Annotated in this window: 27 protein-coding genes and 1 other RNA gene; 9 read left to right on the top strand and 19 right to left on the bottom strand. The window is 52.6% G+C overall.

Annotation, left to right across the window (positions count from 1 at the left end):
- Positions 1–98: 98 nt before the first annotated feature.
- Complete coding sequence (locus KXU80_RS26460) at positions 99–1004, bottom strand: glutamate biosynthesis transcriptional regulator GltC (RefSeq protein WP_219836065.1); 906 nt, start codon at positions 1002–1004, stop codon at positions 99–101.
- A gap of 51 nt (positions 1005–1055) precedes the next feature.
- The gene (locus tag KXU80_RS26455; RefSeq protein WP_219836064.1) at positions 1056–1676 is read right to left on the bottom strand and encodes a rhomboid family intramembrane serine protease; all 621 of its coding nucleotides are present in this window, start codon (positions 1674–1676) and stop codon (positions 1056–1058) included.
- 98 nt (positions 1677–1774) lie between these two features.
- Here KXU80_RS26455 and tpx point away from each other — a divergent pair, with 98 nt between their 5' ends.
- Positions 1775–2293, top strand: a complete 519-nt coding sequence (gene tpx / locus KXU80_RS26450) for a thiol peroxidase (protein ID WP_219836063.1) — start codon at positions 1775–1777, stop codon at positions 2291–2293.
- A gap of 66 nt (positions 2294–2359) precedes the next feature.
- Here tpx and KXU80_RS26445 read toward each other — a convergent pair whose 3' ends face one another.
- The 3 genes from KXU80_RS26445 to KXU80_RS26435 form a co-directional block, all read right to left on the bottom strand.
- Positions 2360–2752: a DUF1499 domain-containing protein gene (locus tag KXU80_RS26445; RefSeq protein WP_219836062.1), complete on the bottom strand. Its 393-nt coding sequence runs from the start codon at positions 2750–2752 to the stop codon at positions 2360–2362.
- Positions 2753–2847: 95 nt separating this feature from the next.
- A non-coding RNA gene (gene ssrS, locus KXU80_RS26440) (6S RNA) lies at positions 2848–3032 on the bottom strand.
- Between the two features lie 48 nt (positions 3033–3080).
- Entirely contained in the window at positions 3081–3884 is an 804-nt protein-coding gene (locus KXU80_RS26435; protein WP_219836061.1) for a YesL family protein, read from the bottom strand.
- Between the two features lie 195 nt (positions 3885–4079).
- Here KXU80_RS26435 and KXU80_RS26430 point away from each other — a divergent pair, with 195 nt between their 5' ends.
- The gene (locus KXU80_RS26430; RefSeq protein WP_219836060.1) at positions 4080–4181 is read left to right on the top strand and encodes a YjcZ family sporulation protein; all 102 of its coding nucleotides are present in this window, start codon (positions 4080–4082) and stop codon (positions 4179–4181) included.
- Between the two features lie 79 nt (positions 4182–4260).
- Here the strand turns inward: KXU80_RS26430 and KXU80_RS26425 are convergent, their stop codons facing one another.
- Positions 4261–5859: a degradosome RNA helicase CshA gene (locus KXU80_RS26425; RefSeq protein ID WP_219836059.1), complete on the bottom strand. Its 1599-nt coding sequence runs from the start codon at positions 5857–5859 to the stop codon at positions 4261–4263.
- 154 nt (positions 5860–6013) lie between these two features.
- Between KXU80_RS26425 and KXU80_RS26420 the strand changes: the two genes are divergently transcribed.
- The 3 genes from KXU80_RS26420 (at position 6014) to KXU80_RS26410 (ending at position 8605) form a co-directional block, all read left to right on the top strand.
- Entirely contained in the window at positions 6014–6838 is an 825-nt protein-coding gene (locus tag KXU80_RS26420) for a YitT family protein (RefSeq protein ID WP_219836058.1), read from the top strand.
- A 169-nt stretch (positions 6839–7007) separates the two neighbouring features.
- On the top strand, positions 7008–7202 hold the full coding sequence (locus KXU80_RS26415; RefSeq protein WP_219836057.1) for a hypothetical protein: 195 nt from the start codon (positions 7008–7010) through the stop codon (positions 7200–7202).
- 170 nt (positions 7203–7372) lie between these two features.
- Positions 7373–8605, top strand: a complete 1233-nt coding sequence (locus tag KXU80_RS26410) for a putative glycoside hydrolase (RefSeq protein ID WP_219836056.1) — start codon at positions 7373–7375, stop codon at positions 8603–8605.
- Between the two features lie 65 nt (positions 8606–8670).
- On the opposite strand, the gene KXU80_RS26405 is transcribed toward KXU80_RS26410, so the two are convergent.
- The 5 genes from KXU80_RS26405 to KXU80_RS26385 all read right to left on the bottom strand — a co-directional run bounded on the left by KXU80_RS26405 (position 8671) and on the right by KXU80_RS26385 (position 12104).
- Entirely contained in the window at positions 8671–9204 is a 534-nt protein-coding gene (locus KXU80_RS26405; RefSeq protein ID WP_219836055.1) for an NADPH-dependent FMN reductase, read from the bottom strand.
- A 110-nt stretch (positions 9205–9314) separates the two neighbouring features.
- Positions 9315–9518 (bottom strand): DUF3906 family protein, encoded by a 204-nt coding sequence (locus KXU80_RS26400; RefSeq protein WP_219836054.1) that lies wholly within the window; start codon positions 9516–9518, stop codon positions 9315–9317.
- 145 nt (positions 9519–9663) lie between these two features.
- On the bottom strand, positions 9664–10632 hold the full coding sequence (pfkA, locus tag KXU80_RS26395; protein WP_219836053.1) for a 6-phosphofructokinase: 969 nt from the start codon (positions 10630–10632) through the stop codon (positions 9664–9666).
- A gap of 38 nt (positions 10633–10670) precedes the next feature.
- Positions 10671–11756: a tetraprenyl-beta-curcumene synthase family protein gene (locus KXU80_RS26390; protein WP_219836052.1), complete on the bottom strand. Its 1086-nt coding sequence runs from the start codon at positions 11754–11756 to the stop codon at positions 10671–10673.
- Between the two features lie 33 nt (positions 11757–11789).
- Positions 11790–12104 (bottom strand): hypothetical protein, encoded by a 315-nt coding sequence (locus KXU80_RS26385; RefSeq protein WP_219836051.1) that lies wholly within the window; start codon positions 12102–12104, stop codon positions 11790–11792.
- A gap of 123 nt (positions 12105–12227) precedes the next feature.
- Here KXU80_RS26385 and KXU80_RS26380 point away from each other — a divergent pair, with 123 nt between their 5' ends.
- Positions 12228–13439 (top strand): MFS transporter, encoded by a 1212-nt coding sequence (locus KXU80_RS26380; RefSeq protein ID WP_219836050.1) that lies wholly within the window; start codon positions 12228–12230, stop codon positions 13437–13439.
- A 206-nt stretch (positions 13440–13645) separates the two neighbouring features.
- Here the strand turns inward: KXU80_RS26380 and KXU80_RS26375 are convergent, their stop codons facing one another.
- Complete coding sequence (locus tag KXU80_RS26375; protein ID WP_090981718.1) at positions 13646–13843, bottom strand: cold shock domain-containing protein; 198 nt, start codon at positions 13841–13843, stop codon at positions 13646–13648.
- Between the two features lie 77 nt (positions 13844–13920).
- The gene (locus tag KXU80_RS26370) at positions 13921–14619 is read right to left on the bottom strand and encodes a methyltransferase domain-containing protein (RefSeq protein WP_258171160.1); all 699 of its coding nucleotides are present in this window, start codon (positions 14617–14619) and stop codon (positions 13921–13923) included.
- A 185-nt stretch (positions 14620–14804) separates the two neighbouring features.
- Here KXU80_RS26370 and KXU80_RS26365 point away from each other — a divergent pair, with 185 nt between their 5' ends.
- The 3 genes from KXU80_RS26365 to pepF all read left to right on the top strand — a co-directional run bounded on the left by KXU80_RS26365 (position 14805) and on the right by pepF (position 17348).
- Positions 14805–15038: a hypothetical protein gene (locus KXU80_RS26365; RefSeq protein WP_219836048.1), complete on the top strand. Its 234-nt coding sequence runs from the start codon at positions 14805–14807 to the stop codon at positions 15036–15038.
- Positions 15039–15193: 155 nt separating this feature from the next.
- A complete protein-coding gene (locus KXU80_RS26360) occupies positions 15194–15373 on the top strand; it encodes a hypothetical protein (protein ID WP_219836047.1) in 180 nt (59 codons plus the stop codon).
- Between the two features lie 184 nt (positions 15374–15557).
- Positions 15558–17348, top strand: a complete 1791-nt coding sequence (gene pepF, locus KXU80_RS26355) for an oligoendopeptidase F (RefSeq protein ID WP_219836046.1) — start codon at positions 15558–15560, stop codon at positions 17346–17348.
- An 80-nt stretch (positions 17349–17428) separates the two neighbouring features.
- Here the strand turns inward: pepF and KXU80_RS26350 are convergent, their stop codons facing one another.
- The 6 genes from KXU80_RS26350 to KXU80_RS26325 form a co-directional block, all read right to left on the bottom strand.
- Entirely contained in the window at positions 17429–18319 is an 891-nt protein-coding gene (locus tag KXU80_RS26350) for an ABC transporter ATP-binding protein (protein ID WP_219836045.1), read from the bottom strand.
- Positions 18289–19083: an aliphatic sulfonate ABC transporter permease SsuC gene (gene ssuC, locus KXU80_RS26345; RefSeq protein WP_219836044.1), complete on the bottom strand. Its 795-nt coding sequence runs from the start codon at positions 19081–19083 to the stop codon at positions 18289–18291. Before ssuC ends, KXU80_RS26350 begins: the two co-directional genes overlap by 31 nt.
- A gap of 15 nt (positions 19084–19098) precedes the next feature.
- Positions 19099–20241: an FMNH2-dependent alkanesulfonate monooxygenase gene (ssuD, locus tag KXU80_RS26340; protein WP_219836043.1), complete on the bottom strand. Its 1143-nt coding sequence runs from the start codon at positions 20239–20241 to the stop codon at positions 19099–19101.
- Between the two features lie 54 nt (positions 20242–20295).
- A complete protein-coding gene (locus tag KXU80_RS26335) occupies positions 20296–21333 on the bottom strand; it encodes a sulfonate ABC transporter substrate-binding protein (protein ID WP_219836042.1) in 1038 nt (345 codons plus the stop codon).
- Between the two features lie 34 nt (positions 21334–21367).
- On the bottom strand, positions 21368–21928 hold the full coding sequence (ssuE, locus tag KXU80_RS26330) for an NADPH-dependent FMN reductase (protein ID WP_219836041.1): 561 nt from the start codon (positions 21926–21928) through the stop codon (positions 21368–21370).
- A gap of 308 nt (positions 21929–22236) precedes the next feature.
- On the bottom strand, positions 22237–23118 hold the full coding sequence (locus KXU80_RS26325; protein ID WP_219836040.1) for an ABC transporter ATP-binding protein: 882 nt from the start codon (positions 23116–23118) through the stop codon (positions 22237–22239).
- Positions 23119–23120: the final 2 nt, after the last annotated feature.

Here is a 23120-nt window from a genome sequence, read left to right as displayed (position 1 = left end):
GCGCTCCAATCCCACGTGTACCACAGGCCAGCAGAAGCACAAATAAAGCCTCATGCAGGACATCGCCCGCATAAGGCTTTCAGGAATTAAAGCTGTCATCAGCGCGTATTGGAATGGCTGCAATCAAAAAAATCAAGGAGGAAATGCTGAAATACTTTCGCGACTAACGGAAGCTTCTCGTTAGAACGATAGATCAATCCGATTGTCCGCGTCACCTGAGGTGATTTCACCCTCACTTTCGACGGCTGAAGCTTTCCAGAACCGTGCAGCGCCATCTCCGGAAGCAAGCTAACGCCCATTCCGGCGGCAACGAGTCCGCGAATCGTATCCGTCTCCTGGCCTTCGAAGCCGATTTGCGGCGTAAAGCCTGCTTCTTTACACGCATCCCATACAATCGGACGCAGCGAGTAGCCGTCGCTGAACAATACGAACAGCTCATCCTTTAATTGAATCAAATCGATCACTTCTTCATGCGACAAGGGATGTCCAGGCGGCAATATCGCGAACAGCTCCTCCGTCAGCACGATTTGACCTGTGACGTGGGGATGCATCTCCGGATAAGGAGACACGAAAGCAAGGTCCACCTCGCCTTTCATGACGTCTTGGATGAGCGAAGGATACATGCCCTGCTTGAAGCGGAAGTTAACACTTGGATTTACCTTACGGAACGCGGAAACGACTTCCGGGATAAGCGATATGCCAAGGCTATGCGGAAATCCGAGCCTGATCTCACCGCTCTCTGGGTCGAGAAACTCTTTGATTTCCACGACCGCACGCTCCAGATCACCCAATATGACCTCAGCACGCTTCAGAAATAACGACCCGACAGGCGTGAGCTGCAGGTTGCGCCCCTTCTGCAGAAACAGCTTCGCGCCAAGCTCCTCTTCGAGCTGGTGGATCTGCCGGCTCACGGCGGACTGCGCCACATGAAGCTCCTCCGCCGCTTTCGTGACATGTTCCCGTTTGGCTACCTTTACGAAATAATATAATTGACGAAGCTCCATGGCGTCTCCTTTTCTTAGCGACCCCGCCCAACATTCTGTTCGGTCTTCGAACTATCTTCTATAGCCGCTGTTCGACTTCGAGCCCAGGAAATAATCGTTCGCATAACCCAGTACGAATCCAGCTAAGAGACCGCCGAAATGCGCCCATATCCCGATATTCGGAATGATGAACGTATATAAGATTCCGAATACTAGAATCGTATATACCGTCTTGCGGGAGTTAATATCCAATGACCGCTTCATAAGCGCAAGGAATAAATAGGCACCGAAAACCCCATAAATTGCGCCGGATGCGCCCGCTCCTGCCGTAGACGTGTCTACAATGGCGCTGAGCAGATTCCCGAAGATACCGCAAAGCAGATAAAAGACGGTGTACTTGATATGTCCCAGCATGCGTTCAAGCGGCGGCGCGAAGATCAGGATGCTGAACATGTTATAGAAGATATGCTGCAAATTGAGATGCAGGAACACTGCCGTCACGTATCTCCAAGGCTCATCGAGCGAGAAATAATTATCATACTTATCACTGTAGAAGTACCCAAACTCCATTAATTGCCCGTTCAAGAACGTATGATCCGCGAAATAGACGAGTACGTTGATCGCAATAATGGCAGCCGTGACCGGAAACATTCGCAAGTATTTGCCAAAGCTTTCATAGCGAAGAAAAATCATAGCGCTACTCCTTTCACACTCGTTATTGGACAATGCTATTTCAAAATGATTATAATAATTTGGTAAGTACATATCCCATATTAGGAGGCTGTTTAATTATGGCACAAGAACGTACAGGCGTTGCGACGCTTAAAGGCAATCCGATTACACTCCTTGGTCCTGAACTGAAGGTCGGCGATAAAGCACCTGATTTTCAACTGAACAAATCATTGGTTGAGGTCGTCTCCTTGCAAGACTTCGCTGGCAAAGTAAAACTCATCAGCGTTGTTCCTTCCATTGATACAGGTGTATGCGATGCCCAAACGCGCCGTTTCAACGAAGAAGCAAGCAAGTTCGGCGACAACGTTGCCATCTTGACCGTCAGCGTTGACCTTCCAATGGCGCAAGCCCGCTGGTGCGGAGCGGCAGGCGTTGACAAAGTCGTCCTGCTCTCCGACTACAAAAACAACAATTTCGGCGAAGCTTACGGCGTGCTGATCAAAGAGCTTCACCTTGATTTCCGCTCCATCTTCGTCGTAGACAGCAATGATACGATCCAATACATCGAAGTACTGGGCGAAATGACGGAACATCCGAACTACGAGAACGCGCTTAACGCCCTGAAAAAGCTTGTTTAAGGTATAACGGCGACGCAATGAACAAAAGCGAGGTAAGGGACCCCCTTCCTCGCTTTTTTCTCGTTATTATATGCCGCTCGTTTTATATTGAGCCAGCTTCTTATCGAGAGTCCGATAAATCTCAAGTATAATTCGATAATTGGAGCCTAGATCACCAAAGGATCCGCGCGACGCGGAATAGATATCAACCGCTGCCGTAACAGGGTTGACACTTATGACGGAAACGGTAATGTCCATGGTTCGTCCCGTAACGGTACGTCGTTCCATAACGATTTCACCAACGGACTGCACTTCGTGAAGTATCTTGTAGCCTTGCATTTTCTTAAGTGTGGAGACGACTTCTTCCCACGCTCTCTCGCGTGATAGTTTGTAATAATGGGATTTCAGCAACGGATCTTTCGCTTTATCGCCAGTCAACTCATGACTGCGCAGCAACCCGATTAGGGTCCGCTTCAACAAAGGTAATCTCCCCCTCCAACGTCTATGTACGCTAAGAGTTATCATAGCATAGTTTGCACAATAAAAAAAAGGGGTTGCCCCCTTTTCGTTACAGATAGTAACCCGCCATGCCGTCCGACTTGCTTGTTTCTGAACCCGCTCTCGCAGGTGGGTGGCCGCAGAAACGTTTTTGAGATCCCTCCAATGGAAGGCTTGTCAGCCGCGTTTCGATTTTAGTCTCCCTTAAAACAGCCATTGGTTCAAAACAAGTGATAAGCCGTAACGTACACCGCAGGATGTATTGCTATTATAGACGGATTATCTGTAAAAGTAAACGTGACGACTGCCGTTATTTAATGGAGGTTTGCCCGTCTTCTGTATTAGGGAGCAGAATGGCAGCATCTTCTTCAAGACGCTTGCGCTCTTCTTCCTCTGCTTCGGCTTCGGCGGCTTTCTCGGCTTGCATCTGAAGCTTGGTATAGATGCCGTAGAAATTCCAGAATGCAATTGCCGCCACGACACTGCCCGTGAAGAATGGCAAAAGGAACATGAGCTTCGCCGAGCTAATGCTGATACCGATTACTGCACCGCACAAAATAACCGTCATAAGTGAACGCAGCGGACGTCCAATTGTAATCAGAAGCGCGTTCTTAAGCAGCTGAAGCGTCTTCATATGGTAATGGACGAGCATGGAGAAGAAGTTAAGCAACGATACGCCTGCAAGCACGATTAAAGCGATAAACAAATACGAAATGATACCCATCGAACCCAGCTTCACAAGGTAAACCCGGAAATCTACAATCAAAATTACAAAGAGCACCGCGTACAAAATACCGCCGAGCATCGCCTGTACATAGCTTTCTTTGTAATTCTTGAAGAAAGTCTTCAGGAGCGGCGCATCCACTTCTCCCATGACCCATTTGCGTGCAACGCCAAACATGGCCGCTGTCGCAGGGAACAGGGTGAACGGAGCAATGACGCCTGACAGAATTAAATAACCTACGGCTTGTCCAGGTTCTTGAATGACAAAAATCGGGAATAACGCAAACAAGCAAGGAATCGAGCAAATGATCCAAAGCACGTTTGTCACCGATAAACGCATGATCCATTCCGAGATTTTGTAAAACCCACCCATCATGCCTTTCATTTCCATTGTTGCGAATCCTCCTAGCAAGCGATTTCATTCTGTCCTACATTAACTATAATCCAGGCCGCACGATAAGCCAACGCCCATTTTTGGGTTTCTAGGCCGTTGTCTAGACGGCTAAGACCCATATGCATACCATATAGTGTTCAGACCACCCAGCTTCATGATCTTCCAGACACCCGCTAAAGGAGGTCGCCGCTAGTGAGCAATGCAGGTCATGGTCATGGCTTCGTAACGTCATCCGCTATTATCCTCGTGTTATTCATTCTGCTAGTCATCGTAACCAAATGCTTCATCTACTGAGCAGGTTTTAAAAAACGGGGCTTCTATTTATCCGATTGCTCGGTTAAACAGAAGCCCCGGTGTGTTCGTTCATCCCTGTCTATTCGTCAGCAGATGGGCGGGGACGGCGAGGTGCGTCTCCACGGCCTTCATTACGGCCTCTGTATTGTCCATCACGGTCACGGTCACGGTTGTAACCGCCGCCGCTAGTGCTGCCGCTAGTGCTGCCGCTGCCAGCACCACGATTGCCGTAGCCTCCGCGATTGCCGCTGCTTTCGCCGCGTCCGCGAGGGCCGCTGCCGGAACGGTTACCGCCGCCGAATGGACCGCCGGAGAAACGGCGACCGCTCGTGCGAACATCCGGTCTGCGTTTCTTAGCACGGATCGGATCTTCCGGAGTCAGTTCGATGTTGACATCTTTCTTCTCACCGGTGATCAGCTTAATCGCAGCAGCGATCACGTTGACGGAGTCGTATTGCTCCAGCAATTGAATCGCAATTGCTTTGAACTCGTTAATCGACTCGTCATCCATGGCTTCAAGGATACGTTCAGCCGTTACGCGCTGTTTGCCTTCGATCGCTTCTGCAATGCTTGGAAGCGGCTTCTTGGCGATTTTGTGGCGCGTTACTTTCTCAATGAAATGCATATGATCCAATTCGCGAGGCGTTACGAAGGACCAAGCTGTTCCTTCTTTACCCGCACGGCCTGTACGGCCGATCCGGTGAACGTAGCTCTCTGGATCCTGCGGCAAGTCAAAGTTAATAACGTGGGTTACGCCGGATACGTCGAGACCGCGCGCAGCAACGTCCGTTGCTACCAGCACATCGATGCTGCCGTCGCGGAATTTACGCATAACGTTATCGCGCTGATTCTGGGACAAGTCGCCGTGCAGACCGTCCGCGGAATATCCACGCTTCTGCAGCGCTTCGCTCAGTTCATCTACGCGGCGTTTCGTACGTCCAAAGATGATGGCAAGCTCAGGCGATTCCATGTCAAGCAAACGGCTAAGCGCGTCGAACTTCTGGCGCTCATGCACTTCGATGTAAGCTTGATCAATTGTCGGTGCGCTTACTTGCGTTGGAATAACCGATACATGCTCAGGGTTCTTCAGGAACTGGTCAGCCAGCTTCCGAATGTTGGTTGGCATTGTTGCCGAGAAAAGCATCGTGTGACGGTTTTCAGGCACCAGAGAAAGAATGGACGTGATATCTTCCATGAAGCCCATATCGAGCATTTCATCCGCTTCATCCAAGATGACCGTTTGTACATCGTCGAGGCGGATCGTTTTGCGGTTGATATGATCCAGCAAACGTCCAGGCGTACCGATGATGATCTGCGGTTTTTTCTTCAATGCACGAATTTGTCTGCCGATTTCTTGGCCGCCGTAGATAGGCAGCGAACGCAAACCTTTGTAGCGAGTAAGCTTTCCGATTTCTTCCGAAACTTGGATGGCAAGCTCACGGGTCGGCGTCATGATCAGAGCGACAATACGCTCTTCCGTCACTGGAATCCGGTTAACGAGCGGAATTCCGAAAGCAGCCGTTTTACCCGTTCCCGTTTGAGCTTGACCGATTAAGTCGGTACCGGTAAGCGCAATTGGAATGGCTTTAGATTGGATTGGGGTAGATTCCTCAAATCCAAGTTCAGTAATGGCTTGAAGAACTTTAGTCTCCAGGCCGAATTCAGCAAATGTTTTCAAACTGTTTCAATCTCCTTCTATCTGCATCCTACAGAAAATATACAGTTCATTATAGCACAAAGGCAATTCAGAATACCAGTAAGGACTATTTACATATACTAATTCTTCTTCTATTGTTAATCTTGAACCCAGAAACTTTCGAGGAGAACCTGAAATGCGAACTTCCAAAATTGCCGCAACAACCTTGTTCAGTTCACTGCTCATTGCATTCGGCTTCAATCAAATATTGATCCCCCATAAGCTGATCAGCGGCGGCGTATCGGGCATTACCATGATAGCCGGCTATGCCTCCGGCCTCAACATTGGCTGGCTATATTTTATTCTAAACGTCCCGGTTTTAATCTGGGGATGGCGCGAGCTTGGCATGCGGTTTATCAGTTGGAGCCTAGTATCCGTAGTCGCTACAACGATTTTCATGCAGCTCATACCCGTTAGACCCATGGTCAGCGACTTGATGCTCGGAGCTGTTTTCGGCGGCGTTACGGTCGGCTTCGGAAGCGGCATTGCCCTCAGGGGCGGATCCTCTTCCGGGGGCTTCGACATTATTGCGGCCATCGTCACGCGGAAAAGGGATATTTCTATCGGCATGCTGATCTTCGTTCTGAACGGCACGGTCATCGCGGCGCTCGGTTTCTTGACGAAGAACTGGGACATCGCGCTCTACTCCCTGCTGTCCATTTTCACATCGGGAAAAATCATCGATCTTATTCACATCAAGCATGTCAAAATGACAGTTTTTATCGTAACGACGCAAACCGAGGCGATGCGCGCGGCCCTGATTCCTCTGTACCGGGGAGTGACCGTCATTCGCACTCGCGGCGGCTATACGAATGCGGAGAACGACATGCTTATGACGGTGACTACACGCTTCGAGCTGAACGAGCTCCGGAAAATCATTGCAGCCACCGACCCCAAGGCGTTCGTCAATATCGTCGAAACTGTTGGCGTTATGGGTGATTTTCGCAAACCGGTTCTATAGTCCTAACCTGCCGGAGTTCCCGTTAATTCGGGCGGCGGCAAACATGGAATTTCGTAAAGGAGCACTAGGTTTTTCAAGATGCTGCTGTTATAATATACATATCCCGTGCAATACAAAGTTTCGTGCCATACGTTTTACCCTCCATTTTAAGATGAAAGGGTGATGCTTCATGGATATGGAAACGGTCAGATTGTTGCAGATTGTGGAGAAGTTAGCACCAGAATTAGTGCCTTTCCTCACGGAGCGGGAATTGAATTTGAATATCGTGCTTCGGGATGGACTGGCAGTGCTGGAACCAGAAGACGCAATGGAAATCGTACAACACAGTATTTGCGAGCACCAAAGAGAAGTGCTTTTGCAATAGATGATGAGAGCGGGAACAACTTGTTGTTCTCGTTCTTTTTTTGTTTATACATAACTATGCGGACGGGACGAATCCTTGCATTTATTTTCACGATCCGGAAAAATAACGCTGTGCCTTCACCTGAAACTGATTTATAATTTTACTGACTTCGCATGCGGGGAGAGAGCATAATGGACGCAATTATTTCGACTTTATTACTGTTGTTTCATGTTTTGACAGGATCTACTTCCGGAGCCGGAACACAAACCGCCTCCACCCATCAACTGCTGGCCGACTTGTTAACCGCGCCGGCCGTTAAACTTCAGCCTGGCGCCCTCGCGCTCTCTGGAACCACGACCGACACAGGAAAACCGGCAGTTGCCCCGACGAACGGAAATACCGGCAATGCCTTCGTCAAGCATGACCCACAGCCTGACGCGCCCAAAGTCAAGGGCATTTACGTGACCGCGCACAGCGCAGGCGGTACCCGCATGGATTCGCTGCTCAAGCTGCTTGACGACACGGATCTCAACAGCATGGTCATCGATATCAAAGACGATAACGGTTATATTACGTACCCTACTGCGAACCCAGAGCTGCTCAAGCTCGGCAAACCGCAGAAGTATATTCGCGATATGCCCTTATTAATGGAACGGTTGAAGAAGCATAACGTGTATCCTATCGGCAGAATTGTCGTCTTCAAAGATACCGTGCTTGCCCGCAGTCATCCGGAACTGTCGTTCCGACGCAAGGACGGCTCGGTCTGGGCGAACGGTAAAGGCGACAGCTTCGTCAATGCCTACAAGAAGGAAGTATGGGACTATAACATTGCCGTCGCTAAAGAAGCTGCCAAAATGGGCTTCAAGGAAATTCAGTTCGACTATGTGCGGTTTCCCGAAGGTTTCGAGAAAAAGGCGGACTCCCTCATCTTCGACAAAACGAAAGCTTCCCGCGTGGATACGATTGCAGCCTTCGTCGACTATGCCAAGTCAAAGCTTGAGCCTCTAGGCGTGCGGGTGTCCGTCGATATCTTCGGTTATGCAGCATCGGTGCCTGCAGCGGAAGGCATCGGTCAGGATTTCGTAAAAATCTCCAAACATGTTGACGTGATCTCGCCGATGATCTATCCGAGCCATTACAGCACCGGCTGGTTCGGCGTGAAGGACCCGGATACGAACCCCTATGCGACGATTCAAGGCGCAATGAAGGATACGCACAAGAAACTGGATCCGATCGGTTCGTTCAAGCCGGTCATACGGCCATGGATTCAAGACTTTACGGCAAGCTGGCTCGGTAAAGGCCATTATATCAAATACGGCAAACCGCAAGTGGACGCTCAGATTAAAGCGCTTCAAGACGCCGGCGTACAGGAATACTTGCTATGGAACGCAAATAATCATTACACGGCTGATGCAAAATTCTAACGTCAGACCAAAAACGCTCTGCCAAGGAAGAATCTCTTCTCCCCCGGCAGAGCGTTTCTCATTGTTTAACTGCGCTGTTTGGATGCTAGCTGCAAGAAATACGATACCGTACGGTTCACCCGCTTCTGCACATCCGGCAATGCAGGCGTGCCGTCGCCATTGAATTGACGCTGCGCCCCGCCGATCGATATCCACTCCGGGCAGTTAATACCATGTAAGTTTCGAACAATCGTTTGCAGATGTTGTAAGGAACTGACCCCTACGGATCCGCCGGCAGCGCTTATCGAGAGCACCGCTTTGCCGTCAAATTGATCCGAACTTAAGTGGTCCAGCGCATTCTTCAACACGCCGCTCATGCTTCCGTGAAATTCCGGCGTGCTGAGCACGACCGCATCGCTGTGAAAGACCGCATCCTGCAGCTCCGACGTAAAGGGATGCATCTCCTCGATATCGTCGTTGTACAGCGGCAGCGGCTTCACGCGCAAATCGAACACCTCGGCCTCATGACCTTCAGCTCGCATTAAGGCTGCAATGTAATATGATAGCATGGCGCTTGTGGAATCGCGCCGAGTGGCTCCGGCTATGATTGTAATTCGCATGTGGAAAATCCCCCCGATTTAGTCACTTTACATACATTTTAGTATGTTTTGTTTATCGGGTCAATACCACTTTCACCATTATTTACTAAAGACCGACGCAGCCTCCGCGTTTACTGCTGCGGGATCAAATACCCCGAGCCTGCTTCCGTACGCTTCTTTTCTACAATGGCTACGGATTTCAAAATCGGCATTTTTATGTAATGTCTGGCGACATGGCTGTCCACGACGGAGAACGCCTTCTCGTCGGTCTCGGCAAGGAGAATCAGATGGGCTGAGGTGTCTTCCATTTCAATTTCAATCTTGTACAGAAACATTATTCGTACACGCTCCTCTTTCTTTTTCGTATTCACTGATTCACTGCCCGCTGCAGACCCTTTTGACAAAACGAAAGCCTTATTCAAGAGCAGGTCAGCCAGAAAGCAACATCCTGGTTTTCTCTTGGATAAGGCCCATGTTTACTTATAGCGATAAGCGAAGTGCCAAATTGTACAAGTCCATATTAAACGGCTTCTTCGTATTGACGACTGTGTCGATGTCCGTAAGAGTAAGCTCGCCTTTGATAATGCCGCAGGCTTTGCCGGAATCGCCTTCCATCAGCTTGCGAACCGCAAAATCGCCGAGCTGGCTCGCGAGCACCCGATCGTTATGCGTCGGCGATCCACCGCGTTGAATATGCCCGAGCACCGTCACCCGCGGCTCCATGCCACAGCGCATCGTGATGCCGCGGCCGATTTCGTCGCCTGAACCGGCGCCTTCGGCGACAACGATAATACTATGGCGTTTGCCGGACTGGAAGTTTTCTTCCATCCGCTTCGCGACCATATCGAGATCATAAGGAACTTCAGGAACGATAATCGTCTCGGCGCCGCTTGCAAGCCCCGCATAGAGTGCAATGTCGCCGCAATGACGGCCCATAACTTCCACGATCGAGGAGCGCTCATGCGAGGTCATCGTGTCGCGGAGCTTGTTGATGGCATCAACAACGATACTAACAGACGTGTCAAAACCGATCGTATAATCGGTGAACGGAATATCGTTATCGATCGTGCCTGGAAGACCCATCGTTTTGATGCCGAGCTTGGACAGCTTGTTCGCGCCTTGATAAGAGCCGTCTCCGCCAATAACGACAAGTCCGTCGATTCCGCGCTCGCGAAGCACGTCGGCGCCTTTCTGCTGGCCTTCAGGCGTCAGAAATTCCTTGCAGCGTGCCGTTTGAAGAATTGTGCCGCCGCGCTGAATAATGTCGCCTACGCTGCGCAGATCCATCTGGCGCAAATCATTATTAATCAGGCCTTGGTATCCGCGCTGTACGGCGTAAACATCAAGACCATGATATAGCCCGCTTCGGACAACTGCACGAACTGCGGCATTCATCCCTTGCGAATCTCCGCCGCTTGTTAGAACGGCAATCGACTTTACTGCTGACATACCTATCCACTCCTTATCTTATCTGTGTATGCATTGATTCAGTTCGAAGATTGACGCAAACGAATAACGACGCTGTTCCCCCAGAAGAATAAGCGCGTCAATGGACTTCTTCGCATAAGCCGTTTGGATACAAGCTGTACATCCTGCTGTCCGCGCACTTTGGGATCCGACAGGTACAAGGCCAGCAGTCCTTCTATAACCATGCGGTGAAATCTAGGTACGGGCAGTCTATTGACATCCTGCCGGGCACGCTCGACGATATCGCCGATTCGTTCGACAAGCTGGCTCTGACTGCTATAGTAATTACAGAAGTTCAAATCGCCTCCGATTCGATCTTCCTCCTGATCAATCAAATAATCGAGCATAATATGAAGGCCGCAAACATGCGGAAAATAAGCACTCCGGATTTCAAGTGCTTCCTCGGGCGAACAGCCCTCTACGGAAGCAGCGAGAAACAGCATGAACATCCCGAGCGTCGAACCGGTCGCAGCCGCAAACTCATTCCAATGCAGATGCGGCACGGTATATCCGTGCTTGCCCCACCATTCCAGCAAGGCGGGCTCGCGCTTTTCCTTCACAATATGTTTGTACACCTGCAAATCCCCGTACAGACCAACCAACTCCGACACATAGGGCTGGACGGCAGAATAAGAAGGCAGCTGCCGTATGGAGGCTTGGCAAGTGCGAACAAGCTCATGCAGATAACCCCCGTCGTCCCGTTCCGTCCGAAGCGCGTAATAATCTCGCAGCGGCGCATCGGGATCAACAGCATCCAGCATGGATTGATGCAGCAGCCGGAAATCATCCGGATCGAGCGACGTGCTGCGATCGCACAGATTGTCCAAATAATCGCTGATCGTTTGCAGGCATACAATTAGCGGAATCAAGATATGTCTGCTGTTTAAGTTGGCAGCCGCATAAATGCCGCCGCCCTCACAATGGAACTGCTTGCTAGTCATACTAGCGATCGCTTGTATGCGTAATTCATCGTCAGGAATACGTTCGGCGATGACTCTTAACCGCCCCAGCTCTGCACGCACTTCCGGCAACACATATTTGTATACCCTGTACATAAGGGTAACGGGTGTCTTTGGCACTTGGCGGGCCTGCGCTGAAATAAGCATTAGTGGGCGCCCTCCTTTATTCCACTCCGCTGCTCAGGAATGGCGCTTCGATTCGATCTCTTGATTCATGCGGTACCAGATATGCAGATCGTTGATCCGGCTGGCAAACTCCGCAATGTCCAAATTAATGTCGCAGGAGCGTTCGAAGTCTTCTTCCTCGAACAACTGCGCCTGTTTCGCATTAATAACGCGTTCAAATGCGATAACTCGGTCTGGAATGGACCCGCGGATGTCTTCCCATTGTGTCACAATGTACGTACGCTCCGCTTCACTGAAGGCTTCCCATTCCCGTTCGATCGTCGGGAGCGAGATTCCAAGCCGGTCATTCCAGGTAAAGTAATGATTCACGTCTCAAAACCTCCATCCAATAATGTACCATTTCATAGAGTACAAATCCAGCGCGAAAACTTGTTCCCCATATGCTATACTTGGGTACATATTGCCAGCAACGGATTTGGAGTGACTGTCATAATGGAATCGTTACAATCACAGGTACGATCGGGCTCCAAGCAAGCGCCGACAGGCGCTTCTGCCAGGCTCGGGAGCGGACGCGAAGTGCTCATGCTTCGTATTTTCATGTACATGGTTTATACCAGCCAAGCGTTGGTCGTTTCCTACTTTCCGCTCTACTTTTTGGACAGGGGCTATACCGCCTCCCAGATCGGCATCATCTATTCCATCGGGCCGTTCATCTCGATCTTTGCCAACATCTTATTCGGCACCGCCAGTGACAAGTTCCGAACGATCAAGAAAATCATGACCCTGCTCATGTTCGGCCAATTAATCATGGTGTCGCTGTTATTTACGACGGATGCATTCATCATCGTCTGCCTCATAATGCTGGCGTTCTACTTCTTTCAGACACCTGTCAACCCGCTGAGCGACAGCCTTATCCTGCTCTCAAGCCAGTTTACGTCGAAGCCCTACGCACTCATCCGTATCTTCGGTTCACTCGGCTTCGCCTTCTCGGCCTTCCTCATCGGACAGCTGTTGAAGCTAACCGGCACAGGGGCAACGGTACCGCTCGCCATCGTCTCTATCGGTCTCTCGTTGATGATGACCTTCATGCTGAAAGACTATCAGGGCGCCAGCCGAAAAATCGACTTCTCCGGCTTCTTCAAGCTCATCCGCAAACCAAGCATTATCGTTTATTTTGCCATCATTCTAGTTGTTTCCATATCGCACCGGATGTACGAAGGCTTCCTGGCTGTCACGATGCGAGAGATGGGCGCCAGCGATTCGCTCGTCGGCACGGCTTGGCTAACCTCGGCCATGAGCGAAATACCTGTGCTCTTCTTCCTCGGCAAATACGGACACAAGTTCAAGGAGCTGCCGCTGCTTGCGATCGCCAGCTTGATGTATGCCGTCAGGTTCTGGCTGCTCAGCGAAATTACGTCGCCGATTTGGATCATCCCGATTCAAGCGATGCACAGCATTACGTTCGGCATTTATTTCGTAACGGCGCTGCGTTATCTAACCTCCATTATCCCGGACGAATACCGGTCCTCCGGGCAAGCGATCTACGCCGTGGTATGGAGCGGATTTGCCGGAGTCGTCAGCGGAACCGTCGGCGGCCCCATCTTCGAGCATTTCGGTAAAACGGCCTTTTTCCAGCTGGCTATGGCACTCGCACTTATTGCGTCTGCGTCATTTTTGATCAAACACTATACCACCCGAAATTAACGGCTGATTTGATAAAAAGCCCCTTATGACGAATCTCCGCTCGGAAAGCAGGACACTTGAACGGAAGTGATCTGCTAGCGGAGGGCATTCATGCGAGGGGCTTTTTGATTTCAAGGCAATAAAAAACCCGACAACGAATTGTCGGTCAATGATTTTGCAGCCTTTGCTTCATTATTTAAGAAGCTTCCACGGTGGAAACCTCGCTCTTACAGTTTGGTGACGTTAGCGGCTTGCGGCCCGCGGTTGCCTTGTGTAATGTCGAACTCGACGGACTGGCCTTCGTCCAATGACTTGAAGCCTTCGCCTTGAATGGCGGAATAATGAACGAACACGTCTTCGCCGTTCTCCACTTGAATGAATCCGTAGCCTTTTTCTGCATTAAACCATTTTACTGTTCCTTTCAAAATAACAACCTCCTAGAAATGAACACCGTTTAACCGGCGGCTTCCTTTAGTATATGCCTAGAAACAGGGTTTTGCAATTAAAGGTTGACAAATAGTCCAAGCTCTGATCCTGGTATAAAAGGGAGCTTGGATCGAAAAAAACCCGGAGAACCGCCGCGTTCGCGAATCGCCTGCAGCAGCTCTTCCATGTAAGTGTACGGCTTCCATTGCAGTGTCACGACGGGATAGATTCGTATGCAGCCACCGGGCTTGCAGATTCGCATCATTTCAAATAGCGCGTGGCGATGAAAGGCATAGTCAAACTGCTCTTCGTACAGAAACAGAAAGTGACTGCAGAATACAACATCGAATTGCGCATCCGCGAAGGGCAGATTCGGCAATTTGCCGGCCAAGTAACGTTCCGCTCGCACTGATGCATCGGCGTAATGCGCGGCAAAGCGCTGCAGCGATGCCTCTCTTCCGGCACGGTGATTTGCCATCGAGCCATAATAGCTCAAGTCGAACTTACCGCTCAATCGCTGCAGCTTTGCGCTGGAATCGGCAATCTCCTGCTTCGCCTCGTTCGTCAGCTGCTCATGATCGTAAACAAACCTCGGATCTGCCGCATAAGCATCCAGCCCCTTGGCAGCAGCATCGGCCGTGAAGGAAGACGCTCCTCCCGCGATATCGAGCAGCCTGCCGATCAGCTCGTTTTCCTGCAGATCGAACATCCGCACATACTCCTCGAAGCTGCGGCAGGTCACCGCAACGCCGATCTGTTCATACCCTTGATTCATCCTCATCTCTCCTCGGCTCTCGCTCGTCTCGATTCAATCTAACTCAGCTCATCTGCGGCAAAACGGAAATTTACCGCTCTGCCTCTTGAGGTTTCCACATTTTAACATGGTATCCATTTGATTTCTACCCCTGTTTTTGGCTATCATTGGAGGATACAACTTGCTTCACCGAAGGGATGGTCCTTATGTTTAAAAAAGTCCAAATTTATAAGACCGACAAATACAACATGCTTAACGTGGAAGTGCAGGGCAAGACGCTCATCGTTCGGGAAATTTCCGATCAATGGGGCGAAGAAAGCCATACGTTCGTCAGTCGTCCGGAAATGCTGCACTGGGCGGAGAACCGCTTCCGCAAAGAAGACTTCGTCGGCCGAGAAGAAGAATTGGCCGCTATCATGGAAAACTTCCGCGAAGTGTAACGCAAACCAATCGTCTTTGAGACGAATGCTGCACTCCCTGGCTTCCGCCTGTGAACGCAAACCAATCGTCTTGAATGCAGGAATTTCCATGCTGCTTATCGAACATAACCCTATGTAAACGTGCATAGGTTGTGCGGAGGGGAGCTCTTAGTCAGGTGGATAAGACATCTACGATTATTTTCATCATTGCGGCTTTTTCGCTGGGCGGCATCATTATTATGCAGCGGAACAACATTCCCGCGAACTTGCGCAGAGGCCTTGCCCTCGCGGCGATCGTATTCATCGCCTTCGCATTCTTCTTGATTGTTTACAGCTTAGCCACGATGGGGTCATAACGAGCGGGCAGCCGGGTCAAACTAAGAGGCACATTCTGTAAGGAGCGTGACCTCTGTTTTGAAATGGATGCCTCTCGTATTGTCGTTGTCGCTGCTGCAAGGCAGCGCCGACTGCTTGTTCACGCAAGAAACCCATGCTGCTCATACCGAAACACCAACCAACATTCAGGCGAGGAGGGTTCCTATGAACCAAGTACCAAAGCGTTCCGAAACTGCACCCGAAGACCGCTGGAAGCTAGAGGATTTGTTCGCCGATCAATCCGCATGGGACAAGGAATATACGCAGGCGAAGGAACAAATGAAGCAGGCTGAGGGTTTCCAGGGCAAGCTTGCCGATGCGTCGCAGCTCAAAGCCTGCTTCGAGCTCGAAGACAACCTGTCGCTCAAAGTCGAACGCCTCTACGTATATGCCAACATGAAGCATCACGAGGATACGGCAGAGCCTTCCTTCCAGGCCCTCTCCGATAAATCGAAAAAATTGAGCGTGGAGACCGGTGAAGCCCTTTCCTTCATTACGCCCGAGGTACTCAGTCTGTCCGATGAAGCGTTGAATGGTATGATCGAGAACGCGGAGCTGGCGAAATACAAACAGACGCTCGAGGAAATGCGCCGCCAGAAAGCCCATGTACTGTCCAAAACGGAAGAAGCGCTGCTGGCGCAGGTCGGCAACATCAGCCAGGCACCTGGCACGATCTACAGCATGCTGAACAACGCCGATCTCAAATTCCCGAAAGTCAAGGACGAGAACGGCGAAGAGGTTGAATTGACGCAGGGCCGCTACATACAGTTTCTGGAAAGCAAAAACCGCGAAGTGCGCGAAGGCGCGTTCAAGGCGATGTACGATACGTACGGCAAACTGAAGAACACGATTGCCTCCACGCTGAGCGCAAACGTAACGAAAAACATGTTCTATGCCCGCGCCCGCAAATATCCGTCGACGCTCGAAATGTCCCTATACGGCGATAATATCCCCAAAGAGGTATATACGAATCTGATCGGCACGATCCATAAGCATCTTCCGCTCATGCACCGCTATATGGAGCTTCGCAAGAAGCTGCTGAAGGTTGATGAGCTGCATATGTACGATCTGTTTGCGCCGCTGGTCGACGAGTTTAAGATGGACATTACGTTCGAACAGGCCAAAGAGACGGTCAAGGCAAGCTTGAAGCCGCTCGGCGAAGATTATCTGAACGTGCTGCAGGATGGGTTCGACAAGAGCTGGATTGACGTCTACGAGAACGAAGGCAAGCGCAGCGGTGCTTACAGCTGGGGCGCTTACGGCACGCACCCTTACGTGCTGCTGAACCACAAAGACAACTTGAACAGCATGTTCACGCTCACGCACGAAATGGGCCACGCCTTGCACTCGTACTACTCCGACGGCAATCAGGATTACCGCGACGCGCAGTATACGATCTTCCTCGCCGAGGTCGCTTCGACGCTGAACGAAGCCCTTCTCATGGATTACATGCTGAAGAAGTCGACGGATCCGAAGGAGAAAATGTACCTGCTTACCTACTATGCGGATCAATTCCGCACGACGGTTTTCCGCCAAACGATGTTCGCCGAGTTCGAGAAAATCATTCACGAACGCGCCGAAGAAGGCGGATCCCTCACACCGCAGGACTTCAGCAAAATCTACTATGACCTCAACAAGCTTTACTACGGCGACGGTATGGTCATCGATAAGGATATCGAGATGGAATGGGCGCGCATTCCGCATTTCTACACGAGCTTCTATGTGTTTAAATACGCGACGGGCTTCTCCGCAGCGACGAGCTTCTCCAAGCAGATCCTCGAAGAAGGCGCGCCTGCCGTGGAGCGCTACCTCGGCTTCCTGAAGAGCGGCGGAAGCGACTACTCCATCAACATCTTGAAGAAGGCCGGCGTCGACATGTCCTCGCCTGCGCCGATCGAAGAAGCGATGAGCGTATTCGAGAGCCTCATTGAGCAGATGGAGAAACTTACGCAGTAAACAAAGAACGAACGAAAAAGCAGCGGGTGCCGCCACGATCGAATCGTGCGCATCCGCTGCTTTTTTTGTGGGCAGTCCAGCTAAATGATATAACCTTGACCGATACCCGCATGCCGTTCCTCCGCCGACTTCGTCATCACCCGGTCCAAAATGTGCCGTTCATAGTAGGCAAAGCTCTGATCGCGCTCTCTCGGCCTCGGCAGCGATACGCTCACGTCGAGCGAAATCGCGCCGTCCTCCACGAGCATGACGCGGTCGCCGAGCGCGACGGCCTCGCTGACGTCATGCGTGACGAGCACGGCGGTAAACCGGCGCTCCCGCCACAGCCGCTCGATCAACTGCTGCATCTCGATGCGCGTCAACGCATCCAAGGCGCCAAGCGGCTCGTCGAGCAGCAGCAGGCGCGGGCTGCCGGCAAGCGCGCGGGCCAGCGCCACGCGCTGCCGCTGGCCGCCCGAGAGATCGGACGGCCAGCTTTTTGCGAATGACGCGAGCCCGACCAGTCCCAGCGCTTCCTCCGACTTGGCCCGGTCGCCGCCCGGCGCGCCAATGCGCACATTGTCGAGTACCGATTTCCACGGCAGCAGACGCGCCTCCTGAAACATGACGCGGACGTCCGGTCGCAATCCCGCGGAAGGAACGCCGTCCAAGGCGATGCTCCCGCTCCCCGGCTCCTCCAATCCGGCAATGAGACGAAGCAGCGTGCTCTTGCCGCTGCCGCTTCGCCCAACGATGGAGACGAATTCGCCCTCACCGATCTCAGCACTCAATTGCCGGATAATGGGCTTCTCACCAAAGGAGAACGACACGCGGCCGAGCCCGACTTGAGCGCCAAACGGCTTCCCGCTCTCATCCTCGGAGAAAGCAGGCGCCGGCTGCGGGAAATGTCCCTCCCGGGACTCCTTCTCCTCTACGGCCGCAAGCTCGTTCAATTCGCCGATCAACGGCCTTGCCGGAAGTGCGGATGCCATTTCAGCCAGCTCCTTTCCATCCATCTCGCGAGCCAGTCGGATAGCTTACCAAGCAGCGCGTAAAGAATAATGCTAAGGACGACGACGTCCATTTGAAAAAATTCGCGTGCGTTCATCGCCATATAGCCGATCCCGGAATCGGCGGAAATGGTCTCGGCTACGATAAGCGACAACCACATAATGCCGAGCGCGAAGCGGACGCCGACTAAAATGGACGGCAGCGCCCCCGGCAAAATGACGTTCCGGAACAGCTGCCACCCGTTTAACCCATAGGTTCTTCCCATCTCAATCAAGCCTGGGTCGACGGAGCGAATGCCGTGCAGCGTATTCAGATACACCGGGAAGACGGTGCCAAGCGCAACCAGAAAGATTTTGCCTTCGTCGCCGATGCCGAACCATAGAATGACGAGCGGGATCAGTGACAGATGCGGAACGGTTCGCAGCATCTGCATGCTCGTGTCCGTCAGCTTCTCCGACACCGGAATCATGCCGTTCAAAAACCCGAAGAACAAACCGACTGCACCGCCGATGACGAGCCCGATCAGCGCCCGCTGCGTACTGGTGCCAATATACTGAAACAGCACACCGCTTTCCGCAAGCGACCACCCTGCCCGCCCGATCGATAACGGCGTCGGCAGGATGCGATCCGACATAAATCCTAGTTCGCCGAGCAGCTGCCAGACCACGACGATAACGGCAGGCAGCAGCCATGGCAGGCCGTGCTTGGACCAAGCACTAGACTTGGAAACAGCTTGAGCACGCATAGGTCCATCCCTCCATCATCGCGCCGAAGAGAGCTCGGTGGGCTTGATCGCGTTTGCGATGATTTCGCCGTAAGGCGCGCCCTCCGGTCTGCTCCCCGCGGAAGAATGCGACAGCGGCAGCAGCGGGAACAGAAGCTCCGCAACGCGGTACGACTCTTCCAGATGCGGATAACCAGACAGTATAAACGTATCGATACCGAGTTCGCTGTATTCTTTGATCCGCTGTGCAACCGTTTCCGGGTCACCGACAAGTGCCGTTCCGGCACCGCCCCTGACAAGACCGACGCCGGCCCACAAATTCGGCGAGATCTCGAGCGAGGAGCGGTCGCCTCGGTTCAAGCGCGTCATCCGCTGCTGGCCGACGGAATCGTACCGCGCAAACACGCGCTGCGCCGCCTCAATGGCTTCGTCATCGACATAACGAATCAAATTGTCTGCCGCTGCCCACGCTTCCTCCGCGGTCTCCCGAACAATCACATGCAGCCGGATACCGAAGCGGACGCTCCGCCCGCGGCTTGCGGCAGCTTCTCGGACGCGTTTGATTTTGGCAGCCACTTCGCCCGGAGGCTCCCCCCAGGTTAAATACACATCGATATGCTCGGCCGCCACATCGACCGCGGCTTCCGACGATCCGCCGAAATACAATGGCGGATAAGGTCTTTGGACAGGGGGATAGATTGCCCTCCCGCCTTCGATACGCAGATGCTTGCCCTGAAAGTCGACGACCTCGCCGGACAGTTCTCTTCGCCAAACTTCTAGAAATTCCGAAGTGAGCGCATAGCGGTCATCGTGGCTGAGAAACAAACCGTCGCCGGCTAATTCGACGGGGTCGCCGCCGGTTACGACATTGACGAGCAGCCGCCCTTCCGACAGCCGGTCGAACGTAGCCGCCATGCGAGCGGACAGCGAGGGCGACATCAAGCCCGGGCGGACGGCGACGAGAAACTTGAGCCGTTCCGTCGCCGATATGAGCGACGATGCGGCTACCCAAGCGTCTTCGCAGGAAGTTCCCGTTGGGAGCAGCACGCCGCTGAATCCTAAACTGTCCGCCGCTTGAGCAATTTGCCGCATATAAGCGCCGTCGACCTGCCGGGCGCCTTTACTGCTGCCCAGATAACGTCCGTCGCCATGCAAGGGAATAAACCAGAACAATTCCATATTGTACACATCCTTCTCGGGTAGTTGAGGGGGAAGCGGTGTCTCGTTCACATCTTACTTCAGCTGCGCGTCTTTAACCTGAATGGCCTTCGGAATCAGCTTAAGGTCGAAGAACGTGTCGGCAATGCGCTGCTGTGCCTCGATCACGGCATCGTCGATGGCCACGACGCCGTAGGGTCTGCGGCCGGCCGCCAGCTCCAGCGACGGGATGTCGATGCCGAGCTGCGGCGAGAGCTGCTTCGCGACTTCTTGCTGATTGGCAGCAGCCCAATCGTCTACCTTCGTCAGCTCACCGAGAAACGCTTCGACAATCGGCTTGTTCGCTGACGCGAAGCTGCGGGAAGCCAGATAAAACTCCTGGTTCGCGACCAATTCCTTGCCGTCAGCGAGCAGCTTGGCACCCGTTGCGGTTTGTGCGGCGGCGAGGAAGGGGTCCCAGATGACCCAGGCATCCACATCGCCTTTCTCAAATGCGACGCGGGCATCGCCGGGCGGCAGGAAGACGGTCGTAATATCGCCGTAGCTCAGTCCTGCCTTTTCAAGCGCTTTGACGAGCAGATAGTGGACGTTGGAGCCTTTATTCAGCACGACCTTCTTGCCTTTGAGATCCGCGAGCGATTTAACCGGCGAATCTTTCGGTACGAGAATGCCCTCGCTGGTCGGACTCGGTGCTTCATGCGCCAAGTAGACCAAATCGGCGCCGGCCGCCTGCGCGAAAATAGGCGGTGCTTCTCCCGTATGTCCGATGTCGATGCTGCCCACATTCAGCGCCTCCAGCAGTTGAGGACCGCCGGGAAATTCCGTCCATGTGACCTTGTAGCCTTCCTGCTCCAGACGCTTATCGAGCGTCCCCTGCGATTTCAAAATATTAACGGTACCGTACTTCTGGTAACCAATATGCACTTCCTTCCATGCCTTCGGTTGATTGCCGGCATCAGCGTTTGTGCCTGCCGCCGTATTGGCCGCGTTCGTCTTCGCACCGTCCCCGCTGCCGGCCGATGAACCGGAATTGGACGAGCAGGCCGAAACAAGAAGTGCGAGAAGAAGCAGACTTACCGTAATAAACGTTTGTTTTGCAGAATTGTTGGACATGAATGAAACCTCCGATGGCAATGAAATGGCGACACTACGAGCTTGAAATGACAGACGGCCTCGCAAATAATTTCGTCGATTCCGCGAAAGCAGCGATGGATGCATCCAGCCGCTGGGTCAATGCTTCGTCAAGCACGAACTGACCGTCCTCCGACCGGATAATTTGCGAATCGACGGCGTAGGCACCTTGTTCCACATGGCGCGCTTGCAAGGCTGATAACAGCGGCTTCAGCGCGAAATCGATCGCAAGCAGATGGGAGGGCGTTCCACCGATAAGAAGAGGCAGCACGACTTTGCCGGCCAGCCCTTTCTGCGGCAGCAGGTCAAGGTAGGTTTTGAGAACGCCTGTGTACGCGGCTTTATAGACAGGACTTGCGATAATGACGGCATTTGCTTCTTCAACCAATCGGTTCGCCTCCACGATGGCCGGGCTGTCGAAACGGGCCTGGATCAAGTCGTCCGCGGGCAGCGACGCCACCTGCAGGCTGGTTGTCTCCCAGCCGAGCTCCGTCAGCTTCTTCTCGGCATAGTTCAGTATGCCGGTCAATCGAGACAGCGGATTGGGGCTCCCGGAAATCAATATCGCTTTTGGCATAACACTCATTCCCCTATCATTCAATTTGAAGTGCTTCAAGCCCTTAGAAATAGCGCACAGCAAAAAGGAGGCTCTCCTAATCCAATCTTCCGCAGAAGTATCGGTTGGAGAACCTCCAGTTTGCTGGTCGGTCCTAACAAGGCAACGCCTTGATGTTCATGGCCCCATTATACAACCATTATTCCGACCTGTAAACTAAGATTTAAAAAGTGGTTGATAAATAGCAAGCCAGCCGTCATCATACCGGCTGGCCAGCTGCAGCAAAAAGCCCGCTATGTCGCGGGCTTCTGCTTGTTGGTGTACGCGGCTTACATCTCGGGCGGATACAGAATGATCCGACCTTCTTCTTTCTCGACGCGCACTTTATTCTTTTCCTTGAACTCATCCGCCTGTAGATAGGAGGACGGAATTTGCAGCCGCCCCGCCTTATCGATAACAGCATACTCCACATGACTCTCTTCCGCAGCGATTGCCGCCCCGCTTTCAAGCGCGGCCAGCTCCTCCGCGTACGATTGCCGCCGGATAATTTCCGAGGACGTCTTGCCGTCGCGAATGGCTACGACGCGGTCCACCTTCCTCGCAAGCAGCGGGTCATGCGTAACGATAACGATCGTAATGCCGATACTTCGGTTAAGCTCTCGGAACAAATCCAGAATTTGATTCGACATCCGAGTATCGAGCGAGCCTGTCGGCTCATCCGCAAGCAGCAGCTTCGGCTCGTTGGCAAGCGCAATCGCGATGGCGACCCGCTGCTGCTCGCCGCCGGACAGCTCGCTGAGCCGGTTCTTGATCCGGTGGCTCAGCCCTACGGCATCCAGCAGCTCAAGCGCCCGAAGCCGTTTGCCGCGGCCTTTCAGCAGAATAGGCAGCTCCACGTTCTCAAGCGCGGTCAAGTAGGGAATCAGGTTGCGCGCGTTGTTCTGCCATACGAACCCGACAGTCTCCCGCTTGTATTTAACCAAATCGCGCTCTGTGAATTTCAGCAGGTCCTTCTCGTCTACGAGCAGCTTGCCTGCGGAGGGACGGTCAAGACCGCCCAGCATATTCAGCAGGGTCGATTTGCCGCTGCCGCTGTTGCCGATAATCGCCATCAGCTCGCCGGCTTCCACATGCAGATCAAGCCCCTGCAGCGCAACGACCTCCAGATCGTCGGTCTTGTAGATTTTCACGAGTCCGTCGCAATGTATCATGG

Source organism: Paenibacillus sp. R14(2021) (assembly GCF_019431355.1).
Taxonomy (GTDB): Bacteria; Bacillota; Bacilli; order Paenibacillales; family Paenibacillaceae; genus Paenibacillus_Z.
This window is presented reverse-complemented; position numbering and strand designations above follow the sequence as displayed.